We start from the raw sequence: 26,666 nt of genomic DNA on the forward strand, positions 1-26,666 counted from the left end.
GTGAGCCCGTCCGCCGGCCCAGCCGAGGTCGGCCGGGTCGGGTTCCTCGACGAGGACCGCGTGCCGGACGGAGCGCAGGCGGTCACGCAGCAGGACGCGGTGGCCGGGGCGGTCGAGGTCAAGGGGCAGGCCCTGGCTGTCGGCGGCCAGCAGCACGTGCCGCGGGACGCGACGCAGCTCCGCCCACGAGGCGAGGGCTCCGTCCCACAGTCGCTGCGGGACGTCGTCGGCGGGGAGTTCGGCGGCGGTGAGCCGCCAGGCAGCGGGGGAGAGGATGACGCGCCGGTGCCGCAATCGGGGCCGGAACGGTAGCGCGTGGAGAGCGCCCCAGTCGAACCGGGTGACCTGCGCCGTCTGGGCGCGGGACAGTTCGGTGATCAGCCGGGCGAGCGGCGGGGTGTGCTGGTGAAGGTTGAGGGCGTGGGTGGGGGCGGCCTCGATTCGCACACCGAGCTCCGGTGCTGTCAGGTACATGCGCCGTCCGTCGCAGCCCACCGCCAGGTCTTCGGGGCAGAGGACGCCGTCGGCAGCGCGGCGGTGCTCGGCGAGACTGATCACCAGCTGGCCGGTCGCCACGCTGCGGGCGACGTGTCCGGTCGCCGCGTCCAGCGGCCGGAACGAGAGCTGCGCGGTGACGGCGTGCTCGTCCAGCGTCGGCAGGTTCCTCAGCAGATCGGTGAACACCGCCCGGTGCCCGGGTTCGAGGAAGTGGAGGAAGCGGCCGACCGAGACGCCGGCGGCCCGGGACGCCGAGACCACCTCCAGCCGGAACTCGCCCTTCTCGACCGCTTCCTGGCTGAGGGCGTGGACGCGGGCGACGATCTCCAGGTGCGGAGGCAGGCGGGGTGCGTCCGGGCCCCGGTCGAGAGTAGCCAGCAGTGCCTCGTCGAGGACAGTCTCGCGAGCATTGTCGAGAGCGGCCCGTTGGGCGAGGGAGGCCAGGGCCTCGTCGCGCTTGTCGAAGCGCGGCTTCTCAGCGGGCCGGGCGCCGGGGTAGCCGTCGGGATGCTCCTATTGGCTGTCAAGCGGTGGTGAGCCAGTCGCGGTAGGCGTTGGCGAGGTCGTCGTCTCGGCGGAGGCCGCGTTCGAGGGTGGAGATGGTGGCGGGCCAGACGCCGAAGTGGTTGGCGACGGCGGTGAGGGTGATGTTCTTGGCCTGGCGGGCGGGTCGCAGGTCGGCGATTTCGGGGACGGCGACGTTCGTGGTGAGGCAGCGGAACATCTCCCGGGCGACGGCACGTTTCAGGAGCCGGATGATCTCCTTCTTCGTCCGGCCGGCGGCGGTCTGCCGGACCACGTACTCACGGGTGCGGGTATCACTGGACATGCGGACCAGGGCGATGCGGTAGAGGGCCGCGTTGGCGGCGCGGTCACCGCCGCGGGAGAGGCGGTGGCGGTTGGTGCGGCCGCTGGAGGCGGGGACGGGTGCGGCTCCGCATAGGGCGGCGAACGCGGCCTCGGTGCGCAGGCGTTCGGGGTTGCCTCCGGCGGTGACCAGCAGTTGGGCGGCGGTGTCGGGGCCGACGCCGTAGGCGGCGCGCAGGCCGGGGTTGTGGGCGGTGACCTCGGTGTCGAGGGCTCTGGTGAGGGCCTCGTGTTCGGCGGTGAGCTCCTTGACGCGCCGGGCGAGGCTCTTGAGCGCGGTCAGGACCGCGGTGTGGACGGCGTCCCCGGCCGGTCGCAGTCGGGCCAGGGCGTCGGTGCGCTCGGCCGTCTTGAGTCGCCCGTACCTGGCGCGGATCGCCTCGGGTGCGGTGATGAGGAGCTGTCCGATCTGGTTGAGGGCGGCGGTGCGGGCCTTGACGGCGGAGCGGGCGGCGTTGTGCAGGGCGCGTATGCCGGCGACGGTGTCGTCCTTGGGCACGCTGGAGGCGCGGCCGGACAGGGCGGCGCGGGCGGCGGCGTAGGCGTCGATGGGGTCGGACTTGCCGATGCGGCGGCGTTCGGCCCGGTCGGGCCGGTTGACCTCGACGACCCGGTGCCCGCACGCGCGGGCTTCGCGGGTGAAGCCGGCCCCGTAGGAGGACGTGCCTTCGACGCCGATCGCGGTCACGTGGCCGTGGGCGTTCAGGAAGGCCAGGGCGGCGGCGTATCCGGCTGTGGTGGTGGCGAACCCGGCATCCGCGAGGTGGCCGCCGTTGTCGCTGATGACGGCGACGTGGATTGTGTCGGCGTGGGAGTCGACCCCGCCGAACACCTCCTGGTCCGCTGTGTCCGGTCTGACCGCTGATGTCATGCTGATGGTGCCTTCCCTAGCCGGAGGTCGGCGCCGGCCGGGTGGAGCAGACAGGACATTGAAGGGGCTTCTGGACCAAGCTCCTATCAGGTCATGTTCCGCCCGGCCGGAGCCATAGGAACAGGTTCCGGTGGCCGGACAGAACAACTCGAGGACAGCCCAGCAAGGCGTCAGTCAGTGGCCGAGCCACGACCACCGGAACCTGAGTACCAGCATCAATGCCAGCCGATCCCGCTGTCCGCCACCACGTCGAGCAGCGGAACCAGCGTGCCGCGGCCGTAGCGCTCGTAGAACCGCTGGTGGTAGGCCCGCCAGGCCGCGGTGCCGTTGGGAGCGGGGCTGAGTCGGGCGAGCAGGTGGGCTGCGCGTGCGGCCTCGTCGGCCACGGCGCGCGGGAGGACGAGGTCGGCGTCCAGCCGCAAGTCCACGGCCGACGAGAGAATGCCGTGCCCAGGGGCAGCAGCGGCGCGTAGGTCCGCCAGGGGCTCGGCCGCTTCGGCGACCTCGTCGGCGCCTGCGTTCTCCAGGGTGACCAGGAGACGACAGGCCGGGTCGGTGTCGGTCGCCGGCCTGTGAAGGTTCGTGATGAGCACTTGCTGGGCGACGAGTTCGGACAGGAGGCCGGTGATCTGCTCGACGGTCGTGGTGGGGAACTCGGCCTGGACCTTGTCGGCCAGCTCCTGGAAGCGAATCGGTCGGCGGGCGGCGGCGAGGGCGAAGGAGAGGGGACGGGTGTGGCGCAGGGTCGTCTCGGCCGCAGCCGTGCCGCCGTCCGGGCGGTCGAGCGGCCGGTGGGGGACGACGAGACGATCACCGCGTACCTGGACGGTGGAGTTCGCCGTCACGTCCAGACGGGCCAGCAGGGTGGGACAGCGCTCGAGCTGCCCGATCGCCCGGGCGAGCCGGGCGGCCGAGGGGCGGGTGACCACGTGGTGCTCGTGGCCCCAACGCAGTTCGCAGGTCGGGCCGAACGACGCTGCCTGCACGCCGGCGAAGTAGCCGAACGGGGTGGGACGGCCGGTTGCGCGAGCCAGATAGCGGGCGGTGGAGAGAGCGGCACGCCGTACGTCCCGTGGCTCGGGCGACGGGGTGGCGGTCAGCTGGGCGACGCGACGGGCGAGGACCGGGCTGGCCACTGCGAGGGCCTGGGCGAGTTGCTGGTCCGCCCACACCGCGCGCAACCATCGCGTGCGGCGGCCCGTTGCCGAGGGGCCGTCGCCGTCAAGGTCCGGCCACGCGGGAACCCGCAGATCGGGGCGGGCGACGGCGCGCACGAGCGCCACGCCGGCGGCGCGGTAGGGAACCGAGGAAGTGGGAGGGCGCATGGCCGCGAACCTCGCAGTCGGAGACAGGATGAGATGGCGGTGGCGGCCGGTGCCCGGGGACGTCGTCGCCCAGGGCACCGGCCGGTCGGGTCAGTGCAGGCCGGTGGTGCAGGCGCCGCAGGTGCTGCCGCAGCCGTCGTCGGTGAGGACCTGCAGGCTGGCCGTGTCGGTGGTCTCGACGGTGCGGACGTCGAGGTCGAACTCGTCGCCGACGGCGTCGGGCGCGGCGGCCCTGGAATCGGCCGTGATCTTCTGAGCCATGATGGCTCCTCCTTGAGGGTTTCCCTTGTGGGACCTGGAGCCGGGGCGCGGGACGCGCCCCGCGTCACCAGGAGATGGTGGGGTGGCAGTGTCGGGTGTCGAGGGCCGGCTGAGCCGCGCGGCCTGCGATGGACCATGGCGCGGGGAAGCCCGACCGGAGGCCGAGCGCGGGGTGCGGTTCGCCCAGTGCGCGCAGTATCAGCCGCTCGCCCGTGAAGGCGGTGCGGCCGTGCAGCAGGCGGTGGTTGTCCAGCACGACGCCCTGTCCGGGGGTGAGGCGCAGCCGGCGGGTGTTCCGGTCGATGGCCTGGCGCAGGGCGGGCAGGTGCGCCTCGGCGTCGGGTGAGAAGCGGGCGAGGTCGTCCTGCCTCAGCCGCAACCGCCAGCGGCTGCCGGGCAGTTGCTGAAGAACCGGGGCGAACAGACCGTTTGATCCCCCGAAGTAGGCGGATCGTTCCGTGGAGAGCACCTCGATGACGGCCGGGCGGTACGCGGCCAGCTCGGCCAGGACGGCCTGGCCGTCCACCAGCAGGCTCTCGCCGCCGACGGCACCGGCCCGCGCGCACGCCAGGAGAAGCAGTCGGGGCGGATCCGGGTGCTGCGCGCACTCGGTGTGCAGGGCCAGGGCACCACGCCCGAGGCCGGCGAATCCCGGTCGTCCGTCGTGGCGCCCGGTGTCGCGGATGACGGTCAACCCGTCCGGGTCGGCATCCCGGTGCTTCCACAGCGAGGACATCACCCGGCCGGCGGCGAGGAGCACGTCGTCGCGCCCGCCCAGCCTGGCGAGCCGCAGCATCCCGTGCTCGCGCAGCAGTGCTCCGGCGCGCTCGCGGGCTGCTCCGTCCAGCAGGCGTGCGGTGAACTCCTCGCCGTTGGTGCCGTTGGTGTCGGAAGACGGCATGGTGGATCTCCCTCGTGGGACCGAGTGGGTGGGAGGCGACACACTCTTCACGCCCCATCGCCCGGATGGGAAGTGACAGATTGTCAAAGCGGGATCACCGGGCGGCGGGGCACCGCCCAGCCGCGCGACTGCTACCTTCGACGGGCCCGTGACCACCTGAGCGCCCCGGAAGAAGCGATGCCAGGACAGACCGAACAGCCTTACGTGCCAACGACGTTCCCGATCTCCGTCAAGGGCGTCGTGCTCGACCCGCGGCAACGGGTACTGCTGCTGAAGAACGAGCGCCAGGAGTGGGAGCTGCCAGGCGGGAAGTTGGAGGGGACGGAGACGCCCGAGCAGCGGGTGGTCACGGAGATCCAGGAGGAGAGCGGCTGGACGGCGGCCGCCGGCCCGCTGCTCGACGTGTGGATGTACGAGCCGATCCCCGGCCGCAAGGTCTTCATCGTCACCTACGGGTGCACCGCCACCGACGCACACCGACCCCCGGTCGTCAGCCACGAGCACAAGGAAGCCGGCCTTTTCCACCGAGACGACGTGTCCGGCCTGGTCATGCCGCAGGGCTACAAGGACTCCATCACCCGCTGGTACGAACTGCACGACCAGGCCTGACCCGTGGCCGGGATCGACCCCCACGGTGGCATCCGCTGGCACTGGACCACGCCCAGAGCCCAGGACATCCTGCGCCGCCGAGCCCTGCCCGAGATCCTCCAGCTCTACCGCGAACTCCACGGCCTGCCGCAACAGGAACTCGCGGACCTCCTCGGCTACTCCACCAGCTACGTCTCCCGCATCGAGACCGGCTCGCGCACCATCACCGACATCGCCGCCCTGCGTCACATCGCCGAACGCCTGGGCCTCCCGCCACACTGCCTCGGCATCACCGACGACACCGACGCGGACCACCAACTCGTGATCCAGCTCGCCGACTCCGTGCTGCGCCTGGCCGAGATCGCCCGCCAGGCCGGCCAGGCCACCACCGCTGTCGCCGAGCTGTGGCCACTGGTCGCCCGACTGGAGGCCCGTACCGCGGACGGCCATGCCGACCTCGACACCCTGCGCCTGCTCGCCAGGGCCCGGGTCGGCCTCGGCGTCGCGCTGGGACACGTGCTGCCCGAGGAGCGCCTCGCCACCGCGGCCCGCTGGACCGGCAAGGGACTCAGCGTCGCCCGACGGGTCGGCGATCCGGCGCTGCACGCCCACGCGCTGCGCCACCACGGCAACGAACTGCGCAAGTCCGGCCTGCACCTTCGCGCATTGGACCGGCTCGGCCAGGCCCGCGATACCGCCCGCACCGCCACGGAACGAGCCGAGGCCGTCGTCCTGCTCGCCCGCGCCGCCGGAGCCGCCGGGAACGCCGCCGTCTTCGACGCCGCGATCGACGACGGCTGCCGGCTTCTGCACGACGTGGCACCCACCGCCCTGTTCTCCGAGTTCACCCTCCACGAGGTCCGCCTTCGCGGCCTCATGGGCACGGGCCGGGTCGCCGAAGCGGTCCGGCAGCTGGACCGGGCACCGGCCGCCGGACTCGGAGCGACCGCCCAGTGGCGGATCATCGCGGCGATCACCGCCGGCGAGGTGCTGCTGCGGAAGGGAGACCCGATCGGCGCGGCGCAGCAGCTCAGCGCCGCGGTCGACGGGGCGGCCCTCCACCGTCTGCCGCACCAGCTCCAGCGCGCCGTCCGGGCCGGCCGCCGTCTGCCCGAAGTCAAGGAGCGGGCGGGCGGTGCCCTGGAACGGCTGCGAGCCGAGATAGCGGCCTGATCCCCAGCTCGGCGGCGGGACGGCGATGAACACGGCGGACCACATCCCTTGACTGGTGGACAGACGCCCGGACCGAGAGCGCGAGGCGGCGGGGGTGGGGTGCCGTTCAGCGTGCGGAGCGGCACCCCACCGGGATCACTGGCCGGAAGCCGCCCAGATCGGGAGGCTCTCAGCGACGGAGGCGGTCCGGATCAGCCAACCCATAGAGGTGTTGGAGGCAGGGTGACGAGGCCGGTGACGAGGGCGACGGCAGCGGCGTGGGTGCGGCTGCCGCGCCACGAGAGCGCACGGACGACCCTGGCCTCGACGGCGCGGGCCTCGCGCAGGCTCAGTCCGGCGGCGTTCGCCCCGGCCTCGCTCATCGTCCCGGTGCAGATCAGCGTGAGCACGGCTCGCCCCGCCTGATCCAGCTCGGGCACCCGGTCGGGCAGCCCGGCGCGCAGCCGCTCGGTGCCGATCAGCTCCGTCGTGATCAGGCGGACGGCCAGGTGCGCGTCGTCCACGGCGCCGGCGCGTCGGCGCAGGTCGGCCAGGCGGTGACGGACCAGGTACTCCCCGGCATGGACCCGGCCGCTGATCTCGGCGATGGTCAGCCCCTCGGCGGCGAGTTCGGCGATCCGCCGCTCCAGCGCGTTCAGCTCGGGCACAGGGGCACGTCGTGGCTCCGTCCTCGGAACGAAGCTCGTGGTCGCCAGGACCCGGCGGAAGCCGGCTTCCCCGGCCACGGGTACTTGATCGGCGGTGCACGCGAGCAGGAGGTCGTCGGCCGGGGCGCCGAGGCGGTGGGCGGCGGCCACGTAGGCGGCGGTGCCGTTGTGCGCGCCCTGGCGTACGGCGCAGGACCAGGCCGCTCTCAGCCCGACCACTCCGACGGCACGGTCCGGATCGACCGCCACTGAAGGAAGAACCAGAGCGCACGGGACACCGAGGCCAGCGCCTGGTGCACCAGCCGGACGACGGTCGGCGCGACCCCGCGAGGCGCGGCCCCGGCCAGAACCTCCGCCAGCGACGGCACTTCCGGAAGGGCGGCCAGCGCGCCGAGGTGTACGACCAGACCGCGCGTGGACCGGAGCATCGCGACGGCGCGCTCCACCGGATCGGAACGGTGGCAGAGCTCTGCCGGGGTCGTCGCTACGGGTCCGGAAGCACCGGCCGCTCCCTTCGTCCGGTGGTGCCTGGCGCGGCCCTGGCCCGAATCGGCCGCCATGGGTGTGGTGAGCCCGGCCAGGGTGTCCCCGGCCGGGTCGATCAGCTGGTGTTCCAGTGCTCGGCGGACGGCGACAACGCGCTTGCGCGTGCCGAAGACGTCCAGCACGGCGTCCTCGTAGAGCTCCGCCGCGCGCTCCCGGACCTCCAACGCGCGGGCGACGTCGAGGCGGTTCCCGCCCGCCGCCCAGATCCGCAGGATCAGCGTCTGCTCGTCCGTGAGGGCCGGCGGAGCACCCGTCGGGGCCGAACGCGTGAGCAGGCCGGACTGCCACGCCCAGGCGAAGGCCTGGACCCGGTTCGCCGTCCCCAACCGGTCGTACGCCTGGCGCAGGTGGTACTTGACGGTGTCGACACTCAGATCCATGGCCGTGCCGATCGCCGCGTTGGTCATCCCGAGACCGACCCTGTCCAACACCGCGACGAACTGCGCGGCCGGCGCCGTGGACGCCACTTCCGTACGCATCAGCACGCCTTCGCCCGCTGCCGAAGCCTGCTGAGCTTCACGGCCGGCCAACCGACGCCGAGTGCCCGCAGCGGTACCAGGTCGCCGAGAACGGCCGCGGCGCTCGCCTGCTCCCGCGACCGGGCCCCGAGCGTCCTCAGGACGGTCTGGGTGTAGGTCTTCACCGTGTTCACGGCCAGGCCCAGGCGCTCGGCGGTGACGGTCGCGTCCTCGCCGCCCACCAGCCCGGCGAGGACGGCGATGTGCTGTGCCGACAGCGGGTTGCCGATGGGGTTCATCAGGTGCACCTCCTGCACCAGGCCCCATCCCGCGCCCAGGGCGGTGGCGTGGAAGCGCGACTTCGCTCCGATCTTCGGCAGCAGAGTGAGGGCGGCAGTACCGACCCTGGCCCGCTCGATCCCGGTGGCCCGGCTGATCGCCCCGTACAGGGCGCCGCGGGCCAGCTGCTGCAGGAGGAGGACGTCGGCCTCGGACAGGTCGGGCTTGACGGGGCGGGAGGTGGGCATGGCGGATCTCCAGCAGAAGCGGGGGAGGAGGGGAGGCTACGACCGGTCGAGGGCGGCCAGCAGCGAGGGCCCGATCCGTCGGGCGGCGTGGGGGCCGATGGTCAGGACCAGGTCGCCCCGTCGGACGAGGGAGGCGACCAGCGACTCGGGGCCCGGCTGGTCCAGGCCGGGCTCGTAGCGGATCACCGTGCCCGCGGGACTGGCGGTGAGGATGCTCTCGCCGCCGTCGACGCGGTTGTGGTGACGGGGGAACGTCGAGTGGACGGGCAGCAGCACCGTCCGGTCGGCGGCCGTCAGGGCGTCGGCGATCAGGCCGGCGAGCGTGTTCGACCGCAGATGCCCGGAGGGCTCGTACACGGCCACCACCGCGCCCTCGGTGAGCATCCGGGCGCCTTGGAGGTCGGCCTCGATCTCCCTCGGGTGCACGGCGATGGATTCCACGACGTCGATTCCACCCCTCGTGCCGAGCCGGGTCAGCGACCGCTCGACGCCGGCGAACGCGCCGAGCCCGTTGACGAGTTCGTGGCCGGGGACACCGAGCGCCCAGCCCGCGGCCCAGGCCGTCGCCACGGCCATGGCGGAGTTCGTCCCCGCGACCGGCACGGTGAAGGTGTGACGCTCGCCGCCGGCCTGGACGGTGACCCGGTGCTCCTCACCGGTCCAGAACCTCCCGAGGACCTGCACGTCCATGTCGGCGCCGCGACCGACGGTCACCACCCTCGGGCCCCGGCGCCGGCGCAGCCGGTCCGCGAGCTCCAGGCAACCGGGCTGGGCGGCCCACAGCACCACCGTCTCGCTCCGTCGGGCGAGGGCCTCCATCTGGTCCAGCGCCTCCTGCTGGTTCCACCAGCTCGGCGGTGCGGCGTCCGCGGCGGTGACCAGCGTCACGGCAGGGGTGAGGCCTTCGCCCAGGGACCGGAAGCGCCAACCGGGCGGCGAGGCGTCGTGGCCGGAGCTGTCCGGGCACAGGTCCACCACCAGGAGCTCTCCGCCGCCGTCGTAGCCGGCGGAGTCCCCTTTGGGTGCCTCGGCGAGGATCCACCCGGGGTCGCGGCTGACGAGCGCGCAGGTGAGCGCGGCGGCGGCCATGGTGGTCGAGTGGCTGCCGGCGACGGCGACCGTGGTCGGCGCCGTCGCGGCCAGCAGCTCGACGGCCCGCCCGTAGCCCAGTATCGGAAGGCCTCGGCCGACGGCGTGGTCCAGGACCTCGTGGACCACGGTGTTGTCCCCGCCCCAGATCAGCGCGGCCGTCCCGGGAGTGGCCGCCCGAAGGCCGACACCGCACCGTTCGAGCCCTTGGAGCAGGTCGGGGCGGGAATCGGGGCGCGGCGGCGAGACCGTCACCCGAGCGTGCCTCCGGGCCAGGTAGGAGGCCAGACCGGCCACGCCGGGGGTGTGGGGGTCGAGGATGTGGACGGCCGAGAGGAGGCCGGGCAGCGGCAGGGGCCGTCGAGGCGCCTCGGTGCTGTTGGCGTCGGCGGTCGCGTTCACGCCGCCTCCGTCAGAGCGGCTCCGTCGTCGGCCGGTTGGACGAGGTGGAAGGCGACCTTGCCCAGGTGCTCGGTGCTCGCGCACACCACGGCGAGCATCGAGCCGATGTCGATAGCGGCCGGCACACCGGCGTCGCCGGTGACCGGGTCCTTCAGGAACAGCGGATGGCGCAACACGTGAGCCTCCATGGCCGGAGTGGAACGTGGGGGGCGGGTCGAAGCACGTGGATCGGCTGGGACCCGACGGGAGCGCCGGTGGCGGCGTCTCCGACACGTCAAGAGTGGCCAGGGAGGCGGTACGAGCGGGAGGGGGTTGAAGGGGACAACCCCGAGTGTCCCCTTCATGTTCATGGGGACAGGGCAAGCTGTCCCCATGAACGGAGGCTGGCAGCCTGCGAAGGCATGCACAGTCAGGGAAGCGGTGAGGGACAGACCCACCTACGCCGCTGAAGGAGGGGGATTCAGGAATCGTCGTTCGACCGAATCCCAGAGGGTGTCGGCGAGTTCAGATGACCGTCCAGCCCCACGGACGGGCCCCTTCCCGGCCTTGGATGCAAGCGAGGCGGTAGTGGGCCTGCTCGCGATGCCGTGTGGGATCGGCCGCGGCGAGCTGGAGTGCGAAGCAGGTGACGCGCAGTTCGCGGATGTTGCGCAGGACCGGAAAGCTCGGCTGGTCCGTGACATCGGCACCGTAGGCGGTGCAGATCGCCTCGTACTGCTGGGCGGTGATGCTGCCGAAGCTCGTGAAGCCCGCTGCCATCGTTGCCAGGTCGTACTCGCGCCGGCCCAGGGAGGAACGTTCGAAGTCGAGCAGGTAGGTGGTGTTCCGGGTGACCGCGGTGTTGCCGCCCCAGGCGTCTCCGTGGACCACGCAGAGCGGCTCTCCGAGCGGAAGGTCGTCCCAGGCAGCCTGGAGGTCCGCGAGGTGCCCTCGTAGCCAACTGCGCTGGTGGTCATCAAGGGTGACCGCTTCGGCGATCCGCTCGGCGATCCGGACGAGCGGGTCGAGGAGGCCGAGATCGATGTGCTCGGGTACGGGCAACTCGTGCAATCTGCGGAGGAGCGGAGCCATGTCCGCGCCGGTGCCCGGTCGATGGGGCGGCAGCTCGTGCCAGAAGGTGACGGGCCGGTCGCCGACGAGGACGGGGACGGAGAAGGCGTCCAACGGACGGACGACGGGCAGGCCGCTCTCGTGAAGCCACCGGGCTATCGCGATCTCCTGTACCGCCGCGGGCCGTTGGCCGGTGCGGGCGATCCGGGCCACCACACCTTCGGGGAGTCGCCACAACGCGTTCTCGCCCAGCCTGATCAGCTCGGCACCGTCGGCGGACAGACCGGCTTCGGCACATGCCCTGAGCAGGACGGCATGGGAACCGCTGGCAGTAGTCACCCACCTACCGTAGCGGCGATCTGGAGGTGCAGGCCTTGGAGCCCGCTGTGCCGTTCGTACCGGCGTGCGATGCTCGCCAGCTCCTGGAGGTCCCGCACGGCCCGGTGCGAACGGAGCCGGGCGACCTCGGCCATGGCCAGCTCGGTTTCCGGCAGCACGTCGTCGGGGTCTCCGACGACCAGCAGGAGGCCGGTCAGCTTGGTCCGGCTGAAGGTCCTGGATCGGGCGAACGATTGAGAGTGTCCGTCGACGGCGTTCCTGAGCCGGTCGAGCGCGTCGTCGACCGCGTGACCGGTGAGTGCGAGGTCGTAGACGGCATGGCCGGTGTCGCCGTGGTGCTGCGCGTCGTCGTAGTAGCTCATCCAGGGGGACTCCTGGGCTGCCCGGACCTGGCCGTACGCCTCGTCGGACCGTCCGATGGCCGCGAGAGCTGCCTGGCGATTGCCCAACCGGGCGTGCCCTCGTGCTGCCGCGTTGTTCAGCATGGCGCGTTCGGCGGGGGAGAGCCGGTCGGACCGGACGAGGCCCAGCTCGGCCAGGGTCACGCTGTCCTCGTACTGCTCACACCAAGTGGCGAGCCGGGAGCGCAGGTTGAAGGAGACAGCACGTGCCGACCAGTCACTCGCCTCCTCCGCGAGCTCTGTCGCCCACCGAAGGTGTCGGCCGGCCTCGGCGAACTCGCCAGTGTCGAGCAGAACGGCGCCGGCGGCGGAGGCGAGACGGCTCGCCGCGGTGAGCAACTTCGGGCGTAGCGGACTGCTGCACGGCGCCTCGGTCAGACCCCTGACCCACCGAAGCTGTGCGACGGCCGTCTCCCGAACGAGACCACCTCCACCGTGCAAGTTGTCCCAGCTGCGCAGGACGGCGGCGGCGGACTCGACGTGGGCGATATCCCCTGGAAGCACCGACGAGCCAGGTCCTGAGCCGGGCTGGATGAGCGGAACCGCGATCGGGCTCAGGCTGTCCACGGATGCTGCTGAGGGATGGGCTGCCTGCGCGGTCGCGACGGCGGAGTCGTCCTCGCCGTGAAGGCCCACTTGCATGTTCACCAGCACGAGGCTGCGGGCGAGTGCTCCGCCGGTGTCCAGCGCGATGTCGAGCGCCTCGGCGTGATGCGGCAGGCACCTGCGCTCACCGCGTTCCATCTTGCCGATCAGATCGCCGCTGAGGTGCACCAAGGTGCCGAGTTCGTCCTGCCCGTAACCCCTCAGCATGCGCCACTGCCGGATCTCGTTGCCCAGCCACTCCTCGGGCGAACGCTCCGGGTGCAGCATGTTGGGCCGTGCCGCCATCTCGCCCCCCTTCGACCGGCTGTGGGGAACGATCTCGTTGTCCCCACGGCCGGGAGGATTCCTCACCTGTACCGGGAACCGGTGGTTCCACACATCTGCCGTCGTGGGCCAGGCGCCCTGGTCAAGGCCGGACGGCCTTGACCAGGATCGCCTGGCACTCGGCCGTGTCGATGTCCTGCTCGAACTCGCCGTCCTGGCAGCCCCGAACGAAGGCGCTCCACTCTGCCGCGGTGAAGAAGAGCACCTTCCCCGTGGCCGAGTGCCGAAGTGCGGTGGCGCCGTTCGGGAGGATGGCCACCTCCAGGCGATCCGCAGGATCGCTCTCCGGGGCCACCATCCATCGAGCTACGCGGAGGTCGAGCGTGTAGAGGTCCGACTTGGCGGCCAGCACGTACGTCGTCACGCTTCGACCAGGGTGTCGGCCGCGAGGGCGAGGATGAACGCACGAACCTGACCGGCACCGGACCTGAGCGCGGGGATCTCCGGGTTCTTCGAGTCCCGGATGGCGACAGCCGGAAGCCCTGGCACGGTCGCAAGCTCGACGCAGTTGCCGTTGTTTGCGGTGTAACTGCTCTTGTGCCAGAGCACATTGTCGAGCGGAACGGAGTAGAGGCGGTTTGTCTCGATCATGATGCGGTCAGTCTTCTCTCGATCTTCGCGATCAGTGCCAGCGACTCCTGGGGACCGAGGGCGGCGCGCAGGAGGTAGGAATGGAGACGGGCGAGACGCCGCAGCCCGAGCGCGTCGTCCACGACGATCGTGCCCGTGACGGCCTCGGCGAAGGCGGTGCCCGGCGATTCCTGGCCGTCGCCCTGGAACAGGGTGAACGCGCCGGTCAACGTGCCTTCAGCCCCCTTGTCGAAGGGGACGACCCGAAGGTCTACGGACTCCAGGTCGGCGGTTTCCCGGAGATGGCGGAGCTGAGCCGCCTGGACGGACGGTCCTCCCACCTCGAACTCCAGCGCGGCCTGGGTGATGACGGCCGTCAGGCGAAGCGGGACCTCGTCGCGCAGACGGCGTTGCCTCATCTTCTTGACCTCGACCAGGCTGTCAACCTGGTCCGGGCCGAGCGCCGCGAAGCCGACCTCGGTGACTGCACGGGCGTAGGCCTCGGTTTGCAGGAGGGCCGGTATGTACGCGACCTGGTACTCGGCCGCGGCGACAGCCTCGTGCTCGTAGGAGATGAACTCCGTGTACCTGCTGCTGAGGACGTCAGCGTAGGCGTCCCACCACATGGCCGTGCGCGCTCGTCCCCGGCGGAAGAGGGCCTCCAGGTGGCCCCGATCCGACTCGGAGACGTCGAAGAGGTCCATGAGGGCCTCGAAGTCGGCCGGAGTGGCGCTGCGCTTGCCGGTCTCGACTCTCGTGACCTTGGAAGTGCTGCATCCGATCCGAGCGCCTACCTCTTCGGCGGTCCAGCCGAAGGCTTCGCGCCGGTGTCGCAGGTCGGCGCCGAACCTGCTGCGTGCTGCGAGCGGTTGCTGCGGGACGGCGGGCGTCATCGATTCCTCCGTGAAGCCGTGGTCCGAGGATTCTGTCGCTCCGTCAGCTTAGCGGGTCGGACCATGTACGGCATGTGTATGGCAACAGAATTGGCAATTTGCCAATCATGCGTAGGGCCGTATCAGCGCGGCATCCTCCCATGGATCCAGGCGCCGGCAGGCGTGCTGCGGTATGCCGGTGACCTGGCGACCCGGGTCCTGCCGGGATCCGGTGAGCCGGGTGCTGCCCGCGAGGAGTTCTACGGTCCCGATGCCGCGGAGTTCCCGGAGCCTGGCGGGCGGCCTAGGCTGCCGGGATGACGACATCTCCGGCGACCGGGTTCGGCGCGGTGGTATTCGACTTCTTCGGTGTCCTGACTTTCAACATGGTCGAGGTGATCCAGGCGTTCGAGGATCGGGAGAAGATCGTCCGCGGGACGTTCCTTCGCGGGTGGGCTTCACCGGAGGGACAGGAGCTGTTCCGTCGGCTCGAGCTCGGCCAGATCACCCAGGAGGAGTGGAACTCGAGGTTCGGCGGCCTGATCGGCGTCGAGCCTGCCGGCTTGATGGCGCGGTACCTCCACGACGCCTTCCCCGCCTACCCGGTGCTCCGCGTTGCTCGCCAGGCGCGTGCAGCCGGGATCAGGACGGCGGTGCTGTCGAACTCGCTCGGCCGCCAGCCGTTCGACCCGTACTCCGGATTCGACCTCGCCGGTACGTTCGATGCGGTGGTGCTCTCCGCCGACGTCGGCGTACGCAAGCCGGATCCGGCGATCTTCCGGATCGTGTTGGACCGGCTCGGTGTGGGCGCGGATGAGTGCCTGTTCGTTGACGACAGTGAGTCGAACCTTGAGGCCGCCGCCGGGCTCGGGTTCACGCCGTTGCTCGGGTTGGACGAGGACGTGGTGGCCCGGCGTCTGCGCGAGCTGCTGCACCTACCCGGCAGCGGCCTGTAGGAAGTCCGCGATGGGCCGGTAGGCGGCGTGCGGGGCGAGTTTGACCCGCAGTCCCTTGAGCTGGGAGGAGGAGCGGGCGGAGTCGACGGAACCGAGGCAAGCGGCGGCCTGCCAGGCGGCGGCGACGGCCGAATCGAGGTCGTTCAGGACGAGGTGGGCCTCGGCGGCGCGGGCCAGGTAGATGGCATGGCTGCGGGGAAACTCCTCGTCGACGCTGGGGTGTGCCCGCATGCCGGCCTCGAAGCGGCGCAACGCCTCGGCCGGGTCGCCGAGGTCGAGCGCGCACGAGCCGGCGATCATCTCCACCTCCGACCTGGTCACCCAGTAGAGGAACTCGGGTTCGTCGTCCTGTGGGCCTCTGTCCAGCATGTCGTGTGCCAGGCGGAGTTGGCGGCCGGTTGCCGCCTTGGCAGTGGTCTTCGACATCGCACGGGCGGTGCGGGCGGCCAGCATCGCCTCCATGCGGGGGGTGCTGTGTCGCCGCAGCTGCGAGCGGGCGGTCTCCAGGAGGGCCACCGCGCGGTCGGCCTGGCCGGTGGAGTAGAGCTGGACGGCTGCGAACGAGATGGTGTAGATGCCCCCGGTTGCGTCGCCTGCTTCGGCGGAGGCGCGGAGGGACGCGTCGAAGTACCGCTGGGCAACACCGGGGCGGCCTTGGTCGAAGGTGCACCAGGCGACCTGCCGTGCGGCTTCGCCCGCGAGCCGGAGGAGACGGTTCGCGGCGGTGCCCCGGTAGCGGCCGGCCTTGAGGAGGGTCACCGCGAGCGACAGTTCCCCGGAGGCCTGCCTGCGGACCTCCCCGCTGCCGAGCTCGTCGTCCAACCTGCGCAGGAGCTCGAGTCGGCCGGTCATGTTGACCAACAGAGCCGTGCCCCCGGCGCTCTGCGCGCTCTCGACGGGTGCGCTGGGGCGGGCGATGCCCAGAGCGCCGGCCCATCCTCCCGCTGATGCCGACATTGCGGCACCGGCCTTGACGAACCCCCGGCGATCCACTCGGCCTGCTCTCCCGTCCACGAGGTCGGCGAGGACCGTCAGTGCCGCTCCGTCCTGACCCCACGGAACGGCGGACGGCGCAGCCTTGGCGTTGGCCAGCTCCTTCTCGAACTTGCCGTCGGTTCGCAGCGCGCGGTCGTAGGCCGCGGCCACGTCGATGGTCAACGATCTGTTCCCGTTCTCCACGTTACGCAGATACGCCGGTGTGAAGCTCGTTGCCTGGGAGAACTGCGCCCAGGACATCCCGGAGTCCCGGCGCGCCTGCCGTAGGTCGTTCCGTAGTCGCTCGGACATCGCGACGCTCCTCGGGATTTGGGATCGCTCGTGGATCGGCCCCAGCCATTGTTCCCGGGACGCTGGCGGTGTGTGCTCGGTTCAGCACAGATTGCCACTTCCGCCTGGTCGGAGCTGGGCCCCGGCCCCGCGGCGCCATGCTCTGCCTCGTACCCCTGATCTCGAGAGGTGCACGATGAACTCCCCCTTCGAAGCCGACCCGGCGGCCGGCCCTCTGTCCAACGGATGGCTCTCGGGCCTCCCGGCGGGTGGCACCTACACCATCGGCAAGCGGGCGAACTGCGACATCGCCCGCACGGTCGACGGAATCGACGGCAGCGACCTGGTCACCGTGGAACTCGTCCTGACGGCCACTGAGCTGACCAAGCCCGGCTTCGTCTGCGACTTCGGTGACCTCTCCGGGCTCCAGCAGCACGTCGACCAGGTCCTGGACCACCAGGACCTGGACACGATCCTGGCCGATCCCACCGACGCCGGAATCGTCGCCCATGTCCGGGCGTGGGCGCAGGAGAGCCTGCCCGACGACGTGCGTCAACTGCTCGACGACGTCCGGGTCTTCACCGGCCGCCTCCCCGACCCCGCCGCTGATGAGGCCGTCCGCTTCCGGGCCCGGCACTGGCTGTGCGATCTGCCCGACGGCCACAAGTGCGGTCGCCACCACGGCCACGCCTACTTGGTGACCCTCCCGGACCCGGACCAGCCGGACAACCTGCTGCCGGTGCCCGGGAAGCTGCGCGAGGTCGTGCTCTCGCGCTTCCACGGGCAGGTCCTCAACACGGTCTTCGACTTCAACCCGACCAGCGAGCACCTGGCGGCGGTGCTGACCGCGTGGCTCGTTGAGCAGGAGCTGACGGCCGTGGGCGGGCGCCCCTTCACGGTCCGCGTGTCCGAGACGGCGAGCACCTGGTCGCAGTTCACCCTGGAGACGGCGTGAGCACCCGGGCCACGGCGCCCGCCTCCCCCGACGGAGCCGCTGCGCCGGGAAGCAGCATCAGACACCTGGACTGGGACGACGTCCAGGCGCAGGCCGCCCGGATCGCCGCCGCCATCCGGACGGACGGGGTGCCGCAGACCGTGGTGGCCGTCGTACGCGGCGGCATGGTCCCGGCGGTGCTGCTCGCCCATCAGCTCGGTGTCCGCGACGTGCGGGCGCTGGAGGTGACCCACACCGTCGATGACAGCGCCAACGCGGCCAAGACCACCGAGCCCATGGTCCGCAACCCCGCCTCGCTGGGCGGGATCGACGGCTTGGACGTCCTCGTGGTGGACGACGTGGTCGGCACGGGCCAGGCCCTGGCGAGCGCGGTGCGGATCGTGGAGCAGGCCGGCGCCGCCCGGGTGCGCAGCGCCGTGCTGGTGGTCAACGAGGCGAACTGGACGGGCGGCAGGCCGCCCGGCGAGACGGTGACCTGGATCGGGGAGACGGTCCGCGGCTGGGTCGTCTTCCCCTGGGAGGCGTCCGCGTCGGCGGGAGCGGAGGGAGCGTCGTGAGCAGGGTCGCGCTGGTGCTGTTGTCCTACCGGCCCGACCAGCCGTCGGGTATCGACCGGTCGATCGGCGCCTTGGTCAAGGGGCTGCGGGTGCTCGGGCACATGCCGCTGGTGCTGACGGCGGGCCCGGCCGGTCCGCTGGACCACCTGGAGACCGGCCTGATCCGGCTGTCCAGCGTCACCCTGCCGCACCCGGCGACGAACGCGGACGTGCTGGCCGCCCTCGCCGACCCCGCACCGGTGGCGACGGAGGTCCGCTCAGTCCTGGCCGAGCACGGCGCGGACGCGGTCTGCTGGGGAGACACCCTGTGGGGCCTGGGTTACCTGAGCCCCGCCTCGGCCGGAGTCACCACCGCGCTGATGGTCCACAAGATCCGCCCCAGCGCGGAGCAGCGCTGGCAGAACGCGCTGGCGGCCGCCGACGTCGTCTGCCCTGCCAGCGACTACCTCGCCGACGGCGGGTCCGCAGCCGGTCTGGACACCAGCCGCTGGCGGCCGGTCCTCAACGCCCTGCACACCCTCATCGAGCCTCCCACCGCCTGGGAGCGGGCCAAGTTGCGGGAGACGGGGCCGGTGCGGATCGTCTCGCGCGCGGACCCGGCCAAGGGCCTGGCCGAACTGCTCTGGGCACTGCCGCCGGACTGGGACCGGCCCGTGGAGCTGGTCCTGGCCGAAGCCGGGTTCGAGTTCCAGAGAGGAGGGCAGGCCCGGACCCTGGCCGCCTGCCGGGAGGTCGAAGCCCGGCGCCCCGGCCTGGTGAGCGTCCTGCCGGCGCTCGGCTGGGCCGACGTACCGGACTTCTTCGCCGGCGCTGCCGCCACCGTCATCTCCACCCAGGTGCCGGAGACGTTCTGCTTCGCCGCCGCCGAGGCCCTGTCCGTCGGAACCCCGGTGGTCGGTGTCGACCTGGGCAACGTGCCGCTGCTGGCCGGCGAGGCCGGGCGCTACGTGCCGCTGGAAGCCGGTCCCGGGGGACTGTGGTCGGCCGTGGCCGAGCTGCTGGCCGACCCCGGCCGGTACGAACGGGCCAGTGCGGCCGCCCCCGGCCGCATCACCCGCTTCACGCCCCAGAAGTCCGCCCGAGCCCTCCTGGACGCCCTCGGGCTCTGAGCTCCACCGTACGACGCTTCGTCGCACGGGCGACCCGTGCGACCCCGTCACCCTTCCCACGGACAAGTGGAGGACACCTTCGTGGACACCACCCTGCCAGCCCCCGCCGAACCGCACCCGGGGCCGGACTCCGGCACCCGCGCCCCGATCGACGCCACGGCCGTCGAGACCCTGCTGCGCGACCTGCTCATCGCGCTCGGCGAGGACCCCACCCGGCCCGGCCTCGCCGACACCCCGGCCCGCGTCACCCGGTTCTTCACCGAGTTCCTCGGGCATGAGGCCGGTACCACCGACACCACCTTCGAGTACCAGGCCGAGGGCGAGGGGTGCGTCGCCGTCGGCGGCATCCGCACCGCCTCCCTGTGCGAGCACCACCTGCTGCCGTTCACCGTCGAGGCAGTCGTCGCCTATGCTCCCGTCGACCGGGTGCTGGGCCTGTCGAAACTGGTGCGGATCGCCCACCAGCACGCTCACAAGCTCCAGCTGCAGGAGCGGCTCGGCGCCGAGATCGCCGAGGACGTCGCCCGCCTGACCGGCAGTAAGCAGGTGGCGGTGTGGATGGTGGGCGACCACTCGTGCATGGTGGCGCGCGGGGTACGCGCCCACGGGACCCGCACCGCCACCGAGTACCTGCTCAAGCCGCTGGCCGCCGACATGGTGGCGGTGGAGCGGCTGTGCCGCGTCGCCGCACTGGCCGGCGGTGCGCGATGAGCGCCGTGGTTACGCTCGAAGGCGTCAACGGGGTCGGCAAGAGCCACCTCGGCCGCCTGGCCGCCGCCGCCCTGGGCCCGGTGTGTGTGCCGCTGGTCGAACTGCCCGACTCCGCGCCGACCGGCCTGCCCGGCCAGGTCATCGCCGCGCTGCACAGCGAGGGCGACCGGTTCCTGCGAACCGGCCACCCGGGTACCGAGACGCTGCTGCTGGCCGCGCTCCAGGTCCACCGGCACGAGGCGCTCGCCCCTGTCGGCCCCGGCCGGATGGTGCTGGAGGACCGCGGTCCGGCGTCGGTGGCCGTCTACCAGGCCGCCGTCCTCGCCGAGGCGGCCGACGCCACGGACGCCTGGGCACTGGAGCGGTCCCTGGCCATCGAGCAGATGATCCGGGGGTGGCGGCCCGCTCCCACGACCACCGTGCTGCTCACCGACGACCCCGACGCGTGCCGGGCCCGGTTCGAGCGACGCACTGGCCAGGCGGCGAGCCCGGACGAGCGGGCCCTGATCTCCCGTGCCGGACGGATCTACCACCAGCTGGCCGCCGTGTCGGACGGCTACGTGGTGCTGGACCGGCAGCTGATCGGCGAAGCCGACGCCGTCGACCTCATCACCGGGCTGTGCCGCGACGCGGCCGCCACGACCGTGGACGGGGTGGCCGAGTGACGCCGGGGAAGACGGTCAGCCTGCTGTGGGGCCTGCGCTCGTTCTGCGCGTCCCACGGCTGCCAGTACTGCTACTTCGGGACCGTCGCCGAACACAGCGTGCAGATGCCTACCCAGCTCGGGGTGCTCTCCCACCTGTCGCCGAACGACCTGACCACCGAACAGGTCCTGGCCTTCGCGGGCACGCTGGCCGACTCGCCGGTCGGCCGGGTGTTCCTGGCCGGCGGGGAGCCGCTGCTGTGGAGGCCGATCATCAAGCTGATCGAGATCCTCAAGACAGGCGGCCTGGAGGTGGTGGTGTGCACCAGCGGTGTTGCCCTGAACCGGGCGGACTTGTGCGATCAGCTGATCGAGCTGGGGGTCGACGCGGTGTCGGTGTCGCTGGACTCCGCCGACCCGGTTCACAACGACCGGTGGAGGCCGCCGCGCCGCGAGGGCGACGGCTGGAAGGTCGTTGTCTCCGGGATCAGCGCGCTGCTGGAGGCCCGCGGGCCCGCGCCCCGTCCCAAGGTCGGCATCTACAGCGTCATCACCGCCCGCAACCTGACGGACATCATCGCTGTGCCCGAACTCGCGGTGGCGCTGGGCTGCGACTACGCCGTCCCGCAGCCGATCGCCCTCGACCCCGGCCACAAGCTCGTCAAGGCGCTGTCCCTCACCCCCGACCACGCGCCCGAACTGCGCCAGCACTTCGACGAGTTGTATGCCGCCGAGCTGCCGCTGGTGCTGCCCGAGCGCGCCTACGCCCGCCAGGTCGCCTCCGCGGTCACCAAGCCCACCGACCTGGTCCCCGGCTGCTTCGGCGGCGACACCCTCTTCTTCGTCCAGCCGGACGGCACGGTGTGGGACTGCCCCTCCGGGCTGAAGATCGCCGCCACGGCGCCGGAGCGCCACCGCACCATCAAGGACACGGCCGCCCGGGACCTGTTCCCCGCTCCGACCGGCTGCGGCGCCGACTGCTCCCTGTTCTCTGTGGACTGCGTCAACATGTGGCCGCTCACCGGCTTCCCCGTGCTCTCCCCGACCGGAGCGGAGGCTCACCGTGCCTGAACCCGCGCACCACCAGGCGATGGCCGCCGCCGTCGCCCGCATGCCCGACCCGTCCGGCTACCAGGAGGTCACGGCGCTGGAGGAGGAGCTGGCGGCCGCGTTCGGCACCCGCCGGGCCGTCGCCGTCTCCTCCGGCACCGCCGCGATCACCACCGCGCTGGCCGCCTGCGGCATCGGAGCCGGCGACGAGGTCCTGCTGCCGGCCGTCACCGTCGTCATGACGGTCGCCGCCGTCGTCGCCGCCGGGGCCCGCCCGGTGTTCGTCGAAGCCGGCGCCGACGGCCGGGGCCTGGACCTGGCCGACCTCACCGCGAAGACCGGCCCGGGGACCAAGGCCGTCATCGCCGTGCACCTGGCCGGGCGCACCGACGGCATCCACGACGTGGCCGCGTACACCCGCACCACGGGCCTGCGGCTGATCGAGGATGCCTGCCAGGCCCAGGGCACCACCACCCGGGGCCGCCCGGCCGGCACCGTCGGCGACACCGGCTGCTTCTCCCTCAAGGACGGCAAGATCATCGCGTGCGGGGAAGGCGGCTACCTCCTCACCGACGACGACGCCCTCGGCGACCGGGCCGCCGCCTACCGCACCCACTGGCAGAGCCCCGCCCCCGACGCCCCGGCCGGAAGCCGCCTGGGCGTCAACTACCGCCTCGCCGAGCCGCTCGCAGCTCTCGCCCGCCACAACCTCCAGCGCTTCCCCGAGGCGCTGGCGCGTCGCCGCAGGCAGGCAGCCGCTCTCCATCGCGCGGTCGACGGCACCGCGGGCCTGGAGCCGATCGCCGCAGGCGACGGCGACATCCCCAACGGCTACAGCGCCCTTTGGCGCTTGACGCTGCCCGCGCCGCGCGCCTTCGCCGCCCACCTCGCCGGCCTCGGCGTGCCCAACAGCGTCGGCACCCACCGCCTCACCGCAGCCCACCTGCACCCGGCCTGCTCCGGCTACGCCACCGGCGATCTTCCCCGCGCGCACGCTACGGTGGACACCCTGCTGGCCGTCCCGTTCACCGAGCACGACACCGAACAGGCCATCGAGCAATGGGCGTTGACGATCAGGCAGGAGGCCGCCGGGTGGAAGAGCTGATGCGCGATCGCCGCTTCGCCGACACGACCCTGGTGGTGATCGACTTCGAGGGGCTCACCCCTGCCGGACGGCCCGCCGAGCCGATCGAGGTCGCCGCCCTCGCGCTGCGCGCCAGCGGCCGCCGACTGGTGGAGGTCGGCCGGTTCGAGTCACTGATCCGCCCGCCCGCCGACGTCCCCGTCACCGCGATGGACACCGCCCAGACCGGTCTCACCGCCGCCCTGCTCGCCACCGCGCCCTCGTCCGCCCAGGTGATGGCCGGCCTGGACGCTCACCTGAGCGCACCGCCGTACCGGCTCGTGGCCCACCACGCGTACACCGAAGCCGGCCTGATCGCCCGTCAGGCCGAGCACTGCCCCGTCCTGGCCGCCACGCCGCTGCTCGACACGATCGGCCTGGCCAAGGCGGTCCTGCCGGGGCTCGGCTCCTACCGGCTGGACAACCTGCTCGGCCACTACGGCATCCCCAGACCCGCGGACCGGCACCGGGCGATGCCGGACGTCCAGGTCACCGCCCAGGTCCTGGAACTGCTGCTGGCCGCAGGGTGCGCCACCGGCCGGTGGCGCACCCTGCTGGAGCTGGACATGGCCGCCGGGCTGCAGCCCAAGCGCCTGACCCCGGCCGTCCCGGACGCGGAGCAGAGCGCCCTGTTCTGACCGTCCGCCCTCACGCCGCCAGGCGCAGCGACCCGTCGGTGATCATCGCGAAGAGCTGCTTCACCTGAAGGCGCGAGTCCTCGGACAGGCCCTCGACCTCGGCCGCCTCCTGCTCGGTGAACCAGCGCACCTCGTGCACCGCACTGCCAGGCGCCCCGTCGTCACCCGCCCGGGCGACGTACACGTGGTCGATGTGCCGGTGCGGCTCGCGGGTGTGGTTGTCGGCGCAGGCGTCCATCTCCACCACCCACCACGGCGCGACGGGCGCGCTGTGCGGGAAGCCGGAGGGCAGCGGAAGCGACGGACCGGGGAGCAGCTCGGCCCGCAGCCCCGTCTCCTCCTCGATCTCGCGCAGCGCGGCCTCGGCCGCCCCCTCGTCGACCTCGACGTGCCCGCCGGCCGGGAGCCACAGCTCCAGCCGCGGATGCCACACCAGAGCTGTCCTGCACTCCCCGTCCCCGCCGACGCGGAAGACGAACGCACTCGCTGTCGATTCCTTGATCACTTCGCTGCTCCTCGGCACTCGGCCACCTACGGCGCCGCACCGGCCCACCAGGCGGCAGGCGCCGAGCCTTTCACACCACGCACCACCCAGATGACCAAACGTCACCGATCCGGCCACCGCGCCGCCGGCCCCGGCAAGGAGAAATCCGTGGAGCCCGTCTGGAACGGCCAGCTCTCCTGCGACTACGAGCACACCAGGCCCGGCAGCACCCCGCTGGAGCTCGACCTGTACACCACGTCCCTCACCCGGTGGCCCGGCGTGTTCATGAACGACCCCCGCCCGTACGGGCGACTGCGGCGGCCGGGGATCGTCGACATCCCGGAAGGCGACCATCTCGCTCTCACCGGGCGCTGGCACCAGCTGCTCGCCGATCCCGCCTACGCCAGCTCGATGGTCACCGCCGCCGAGCAGCGCCACCGCCTCGCCGACACCACCATGCTCGCGCTGGAGCACCAGCTCAAGGCCGGTGCAGCTGCTGAGCGGCAGCTCGCGGCGGCGACCTCGGCGTTCCTCGGCGTGATGAGCGCCCACATCGTCAACTGGCTGCTGCCCGACGACGACTGGCAGCACCTGCTCGCCGAACTGCTCGGCGGTGACGCCGAGGGGCGGGCCTGCCGCCTGGCCCTGAACACCCCTGATGCCACCGGCCACCTGCTGGACGCCCACCTGGTGCTCCTGGACGGCGCCGCCGCGCTCGCCGGGGGCGCCGACCTCGTCCTCGCGGCCGGCACCCTCGCCGCGCGGGCCGGAACCCTGTACGGGGACGGCTCCCCGGCCGCCGCCGCGATGCCGCTCGAAGACCACGCCCGCGCCGCCGGGCTTCTCACCGCCACCGCCGCCACCGACACCACCGGCCAGCGCCACGTCATCGACGCCTCGCGCCGCCGCGCGGTCCAGCTGCGCGACGCGTGGGTCCTCGCCGCGCTGCTCGCCGCCGCGGGCGACCCGGCCGGCACCGCGCGGGTGCAGGGGATGACCACCGTCTGCCGATGGGCGGCCGGCAGCGAGGAGACCCGCAAGGTCCAGCGGCACCGCTACCTCGCCGCAGCACGCCGCTGGTGCGAGCAGCACGGCGCCGACCCCGCCACCATCACCGCCGCCGACCTGCTGGCCCCGGGAGCCGTCCGATGACCACCGCCCTGCCCTGTCTCGACGAGACCCTGGACACCGAAACCGCCGGGGCGAAGGCCACCACCCTCGCCCGCCTGGCCGCCGCCGGCCTGCCCGTCCCCCCAGGGGTCGTCATCCCCGCAGGCCACCCCGAGGAGCAGCTCGCGGCCGCAACCCGCGAGATTCTCGCCCGTCGCCGAGCCCCGTACGGGCTGATCGCCCGGTCCTCCTCCACCGCCGAGGACGGCAGGGAGGCGTCCTTCGCAGGCCTGTTCACCTCCCGCATCGCCCCGGCCAAGCCCGCCGCGCTGCTGGACGCCATCCGCGCCGTCCGCGCCTCCGCCCACCATCCGACCGTCACCGCGTACGGCCAAGCCATGGGGGTAACGGGCCTACCGCGCATGGCCGTTCTCGTGCAGGAGGCCCTGCGCCCGGCCTGCTCCGGTGTCCTGGCCGCCGCCGTCACCGGCGGCCGGTGCACCCGCTGGCGGATCGAGGCCGTCCGCGGCCTGGCCGAGCAGCTCGTCTCCGGCCATGTGACCGGCGAGATCCATGCGGGCGGCCCCGGCCGCAGCGCCACCGTCCGGCCCGCCACTCAGGCGATCATCCGACTTCCCGCAAGGGCAAATGAGCTGGAGATGCCGCCGGGTGAGTGGGTAGGGCTTGGCACGGAAGCCGGAACTCGGGCCAAGATCCAGACCTCCAGCGCGGGCGTGCTGCACCTGTACACCCCGGCCGCCCTGGCGGACCAACCCGTGCTCACCGCCGCAGCACGCGACCAGCTCCTCGCCGCCGCAGCCCGAGCCGCCGCGGCCCTCGGCCTGGAGCACGTCGACGTCGAGTGGGCGATCGAGGCCGACGGCAGGCTCCACCTCGTGCAGGCCCGCCCGCTCACCGTGCCGCTCACCGACCACACCGCCGCTCGGACGACGGCCGACGACGACCGGGTGCTGCACGGGATCGCGGCCGCCCCCGGCACCGGTACCGGGCCCGGCGTCCACGCCTTCGGCGATGCCGGCATCGCCGACCAGGTGTTGGTCTGTGACGCTCTCGGCCCCGAAGCCGTCCCGGCGCTCCTCATGGGCCCTGCCGCCGTCGTGGCCACCACCGGCGGCGAGCTCTCCCACACCGCGATCATCACCCGCGAGCTCGGCATCCCCTGCGTCACCAACGTCACCGACGCCCGCAAGGCGATCGCCACCGGCACCGTCGTCGAAGTCGACGGCGGCGCCGGCACCGTACGCCCCGCCCCGACCGTCCCCGCTCAGCGCACCAGCCCCCAGACCCAGTCGCTCTCCGCCACCGCGGTGCTCGTCCGAGCCTTGGGCCAGCCGGTGCCCGACGACGGCCGCGCCGCCACCCTCCTCTGGCACGACGAGCACACCCCCGCCCTCGACCTGGCCGGGTACGGGAGCCACGGCCCGCACCCCGTCGGCCTGCTGGTGACCGGCGACTTCTCCGCGCCGATCACCGTCCCGCCCGGGTGCAGCCCGATCCGCCTGCCGGGTCTGGGCATGCTGCTGTGGCCCCAGGACGCCCCGCCCCCGCCCACCGAGATCGCCGTCCTGGGCCCCGACGGACAGGTCCTCCACCGCAGGACGGTGACCCGGAGACCCCCGTCGGACTCCTCGGCGACGCGACGGCGCTGATCGTCGACTGGGACGGCACCGTCGCGGACACCGCCGCCCGCCACGCCGCCCTTCAGGCCGCACTGGCACCGCACGGCGT

The 26,666-nt window shown here is 72.5% G+C and carries 29 protein-coding genes and 1 pseudogene; 13 read left to right on the plus strand and 17 right to left on the minus strand.

Translation table 11 applies throughout. The features are described from left to right. Positions 1-99: 99 nt before the first annotated feature. From ACFVXH_RS18375 to ACFVXH_RS18395, 5 genes and pseudogenes are all read right to left on the minus strand, one after another. Positions 100-993 (minus strand): annotated as a pseudogene (locus tag ACFVXH_RS18375) (lantibiotic dehydratase family protein); the annotation flags it as partial. Positions 994-1,021: 28 nt separating this feature from the next. Continuing rightward, positions 1,022-2,236 (minus strand): IS110 family transposase, encoded by a 1,215-nt coding sequence (locus ACFVXH_RS18380; protein ID WP_387824857.1) that lies wholly within the window; start codon positions 2,234-2,236, stop codon positions 1,022-1,024. Positions 2,237-2,451: 215 nt separating this feature from the next. Then, a complete protein-coding gene (locus ACFVXH_RS18385) occupies positions 2,452-3,408 on the minus strand; it encodes a lantibiotic dehydratase family protein (protein WP_387824860.1) in 957 nt (318 codons plus the stop codon). A 243-nt stretch (positions 3,409-3,651) separates the two neighbouring features. Further along, positions 3,652-3,822, minus strand: a complete 171-nt coding sequence (locus ACFVXH_RS18390) for an FxLD family lanthipeptide (RefSeq protein ID WP_387824863.1) — start codon at positions 3,820-3,822, stop codon at positions 3,652-3,654. Between the two features lie 64 nt (positions 3,823-3,886). Continuing rightward, entirely contained in the window at positions 3,887-4,723 is an 837-nt protein-coding gene (locus tag ACFVXH_RS18395) for a TauD/TfdA family dioxygenase (protein WP_387824866.1), read from the minus strand. A gap of 204 nt (positions 4,724-4,927) precedes the next feature. On the opposite strand from ACFVXH_RS18395, the gene ACFVXH_RS18400 reads away from it, so the two are divergent. Together ACFVXH_RS18400 and ACFVXH_RS18405 are read left to right on the plus strand one after the other, a co-directional pair. Further along, positions 4,928-5,332 carry an NUDIX domain-containing protein gene (locus tag ACFVXH_RS18400; RefSeq protein ID WP_387824869.1) on the plus strand — a complete coding sequence of 135 codons (405 nt, stop codon included), beginning with the start codon at positions 4,928-4,930 and terminating at the stop codon, positions 5,330-5,332. Positions 5,333-5,335: 3 nt separating this feature from the next. Next, positions 5,336-6,484 carry a helix-turn-helix domain-containing protein gene (locus ACFVXH_RS18405; protein WP_387824872.1) on the plus strand — a complete coding sequence of 383 codons (1,149 nt, stop codon included), beginning with the start codon at positions 5,336-5,338 and terminating at the stop codon, positions 6,482-6,484. A gap of 191 nt (positions 6,485-6,675) precedes the next feature. On the opposite strand, the gene ACFVXH_RS18410 is transcribed toward ACFVXH_RS18405, so the two are convergent. From ACFVXH_RS18410 to ACFVXH_RS18455, 10 genes are all read right to left on the minus strand, one after another. Beyond that, positions 6,676-7,350, minus strand: coding sequence for a hypothetical protein (locus tag ACFVXH_RS18410; protein WP_387824875.1), 675 nt, complete (start codon positions 7,348-7,350; stop codon positions 6,676-6,678). After that, positions 7,338-8,156, minus strand: coding sequence for a response regulator transcription factor (locus tag ACFVXH_RS18415; protein ID WP_387824878.1), 819 nt, complete (start codon positions 8,154-8,156; stop codon positions 7,338-7,340). The genes ACFVXH_RS18410 and ACFVXH_RS18415 overlap by 13 nt, the downstream gene beginning before the upstream one ends. After that, positions 8,156-8,662 (minus strand): LuxR C-terminal-related transcriptional regulator, encoded by a 507-nt coding sequence (locus ACFVXH_RS18420; RefSeq protein WP_074003427.1) that lies wholly within the window; start codon positions 8,660-8,662, stop codon positions 8,156-8,158. The genes ACFVXH_RS18415 and ACFVXH_RS18420 overlap by 1 nt, the downstream gene beginning before the upstream one ends. A gap of 36 nt (positions 8,663-8,698) precedes the next feature. After that, the gene (locus ACFVXH_RS18425; RefSeq protein WP_387824881.1) at positions 8,699-10,153 is read right to left on the minus strand and encodes a hypothetical protein; all 1,455 of its coding nucleotides are present in this window, start codon (positions 10,151-10,153) and stop codon (positions 8,699-8,701) included. After that, complete coding sequence (locus tag ACFVXH_RS18430; protein WP_387824884.1) at positions 10,150-10,341, minus strand: hypothetical protein; 192 nt, start codon at positions 10,339-10,341, stop codon at positions 10,150-10,152. The genes ACFVXH_RS18425 and ACFVXH_RS18430 overlap by 4 nt, the downstream gene beginning before the upstream one ends. Before the next feature lie 316 nt (positions 10,342-10,657). Next, positions 10,658-11,542: a phosphotransferase enzyme family protein gene (locus ACFVXH_RS18435; RefSeq protein WP_387824887.1), complete on the minus strand. Its 885-nt coding sequence runs from the start codon at positions 11,540-11,542 to the stop codon at positions 10,658-10,660. Then, positions 11,539-12,834 (minus strand): helix-turn-helix domain-containing protein, encoded by a 1,296-nt coding sequence (locus ACFVXH_RS18440; protein ID WP_387824890.1) that lies wholly within the window; start codon positions 12,832-12,834, stop codon positions 11,539-11,541. Before ACFVXH_RS18440 ends, ACFVXH_RS18435 begins: the two co-directional genes overlap by 4 nt. Before the next feature lie 121 nt (positions 12,835-12,955). Continuing rightward, positions 12,956-13,237 carry a DUF397 domain-containing protein gene (locus ACFVXH_RS18445; protein ID WP_387824892.1) on the minus strand — a complete coding sequence of 94 codons (282 nt, stop codon included), beginning with the start codon at positions 13,235-13,237 and terminating at the stop codon, positions 12,956-12,958. Beyond that, positions 13,234-13,464, minus strand: coding sequence for a DUF397 domain-containing protein (locus ACFVXH_RS18450; RefSeq protein ID WP_049649459.1), 231 nt, complete (start codon positions 13,462-13,464; stop codon positions 13,234-13,236). Before ACFVXH_RS18450 ends, ACFVXH_RS18445 begins: the two co-directional genes overlap by 4 nt. Further along, positions 13,461-14,336 carry a helix-turn-helix domain-containing protein gene (locus ACFVXH_RS18455; protein ID WP_387824895.1) on the minus strand — a complete coding sequence of 292 codons (876 nt, stop codon included), beginning with the start codon at positions 14,334-14,336 and terminating at the stop codon, positions 13,461-13,463. The genes ACFVXH_RS18450 and ACFVXH_RS18455 overlap by 4 nt, the downstream gene beginning before the upstream one ends. Before the next feature lie 296 nt (positions 14,337-14,632). On the opposite strand from ACFVXH_RS18455, the gene ACFVXH_RS18460 reads away from it, so the two are divergent. Then, the gene (locus tag ACFVXH_RS18460; protein ID WP_049649458.1) at positions 14,633-15,271 is read left to right on the plus strand and encodes an HAD family phosphatase; all 639 of its coding nucleotides are present in this window, start codon (positions 14,633-14,635) and stop codon (positions 15,269-15,271) included. Here the strand turns inward: ACFVXH_RS18460 and ACFVXH_RS18465 are convergent. Continuing rightward, positions 15,251-16,558 carry a helix-turn-helix domain-containing protein gene (locus ACFVXH_RS18465; RefSeq protein WP_387824898.1) on the minus strand — a complete coding sequence of 436 codons (1,308 nt, stop codon included), beginning with the start codon at positions 16,556-16,558 and terminating at the stop codon, positions 15,251-15,253. The two genes, ACFVXH_RS18460 and ACFVXH_RS18465, sit on opposite strands and share 21 nt — an antisense overlap. Positions 16,559-16,733: 175 nt before the next feature. On the opposite strand from ACFVXH_RS18465, the gene ACFVXH_RS18470 reads away from it, so the two are divergent. The 8 genes from ACFVXH_RS18470 (at position 16,734) to ACFVXH_RS18505 (ending at position 23,323) form a co-directional block, all read left to right on the plus strand. Then, positions 16,734-17,492 carry a 6-carboxytetrahydropterin synthase gene (locus tag ACFVXH_RS18470; RefSeq protein ID WP_387824901.1) on the plus strand — a complete coding sequence of 253 codons (759 nt, stop codon included), beginning with the start codon at positions 16,734-16,736 and terminating at the stop codon, positions 17,490-17,492. Beyond that, complete coding sequence (locus tag ACFVXH_RS18475; RefSeq protein WP_387824904.1) at positions 17,489-18,049, plus strand: phosphoribosyltransferase family protein; 561 nt, start codon at positions 17,489-17,491, stop codon at positions 18,047-18,049. The genes ACFVXH_RS18470 and ACFVXH_RS18475 overlap by 4 nt, the downstream gene beginning before the upstream one ends. Beyond that, complete coding sequence (locus tag ACFVXH_RS18480; RefSeq protein WP_387824907.1) at positions 18,046-19,158, plus strand: glycosyltransferase family 4 protein; 1,113 nt, start codon at positions 18,046-18,048, stop codon at positions 19,156-19,158. Before ACFVXH_RS18475 ends, ACFVXH_RS18480 begins: the two co-directional genes overlap by 4 nt. Before the next feature lie 81 nt (positions 19,159-19,239). Further along, a complete protein-coding gene (folE, locus tag ACFVXH_RS18485) occupies positions 19,240-19,869 on the plus strand; it encodes a GTP cyclohydrolase I (protein WP_387824910.1) in 630 nt (209 codons plus the stop codon). After that, complete coding sequence (locus ACFVXH_RS18490) at positions 19,866-20,534, plus strand: thymidylate kinase (protein WP_387824913.1); 669 nt, start codon at positions 19,866-19,868, stop codon at positions 20,532-20,534. The genes folE and ACFVXH_RS18490 overlap by 4 nt, the downstream gene beginning before the upstream one ends. After that, positions 20,531-21,583 carry a radical SAM protein gene (locus ACFVXH_RS18495; RefSeq protein WP_387824916.1) on the plus strand — a complete coding sequence of 351 codons (1,053 nt, stop codon included), beginning with the start codon at positions 20,531-20,533 and terminating at the stop codon, positions 21,581-21,583. The genes ACFVXH_RS18490 and ACFVXH_RS18495 overlap by 4 nt, the downstream gene beginning before the upstream one ends. After that, positions 21,576-22,667 (plus strand): DegT/DnrJ/EryC1/StrS family aminotransferase, encoded by a 1,092-nt coding sequence (locus ACFVXH_RS18500; protein ID WP_387824919.1) that lies wholly within the window; start codon positions 21,576-21,578, stop codon positions 22,665-22,667. The genes ACFVXH_RS18495 and ACFVXH_RS18500 overlap by 8 nt, the downstream gene beginning before the upstream one ends. Beyond that, on the plus strand, positions 22,667-23,323 hold the full coding sequence (locus ACFVXH_RS18505; protein WP_387824922.1) for a PolC-type DNA polymerase III: 657 nt from the start codon (positions 22,667-22,669) through the stop codon (positions 23,321-23,323). The genes ACFVXH_RS18500 and ACFVXH_RS18505 overlap by 1 nt, the downstream gene beginning before the upstream one ends. Positions 23,324-23,333: 10 nt before the next feature. On the opposite strand, the gene ACFVXH_RS18510 is transcribed toward ACFVXH_RS18505, so the two are convergent. After that, positions 23,334-23,828, minus strand: coding sequence for an NUDIX domain-containing protein (locus tag ACFVXH_RS18510; protein ID WP_387824924.1), 495 nt, complete (start codon positions 23,826-23,828; stop codon positions 23,334-23,336). A 147-nt stretch (positions 23,829-23,975) separates the two neighbouring features. On the opposite strand from ACFVXH_RS18510, the gene ACFVXH_RS18515 reads away from it, so the two are divergent. Together ACFVXH_RS18515 and ACFVXH_RS18520 are read left to right on the plus strand one after the other, a co-directional pair. Continuing rightward, positions 23,976-24,959: a hypothetical protein gene (locus ACFVXH_RS18515; RefSeq protein WP_387824927.1), complete on the plus strand. Its 984-nt coding sequence runs from the start codon at positions 23,976-23,978 to the stop codon at positions 24,957-24,959. Continuing rightward, complete coding sequence (locus ACFVXH_RS18520; RefSeq protein WP_387824930.1) at positions 24,956-26,587, plus strand: PEP/pyruvate-binding domain-containing protein; 1,632 nt, start codon at positions 24,956-24,958, stop codon at positions 26,585-26,587. The genes ACFVXH_RS18515 and ACFVXH_RS18520 overlap by 4 nt, the downstream gene beginning before the upstream one ends. Positions 26,588-26,666 lie beyond the last annotated feature (79 nt).

It is taken from the genome of Kitasatospora sp. NPDC058184, from assembly GCF_042883725.1.
Lineage (GTDB): Bacteria > Actinomycetota > Actinomycetes > Streptomycetales > Streptomycetaceae > Kitasatospora.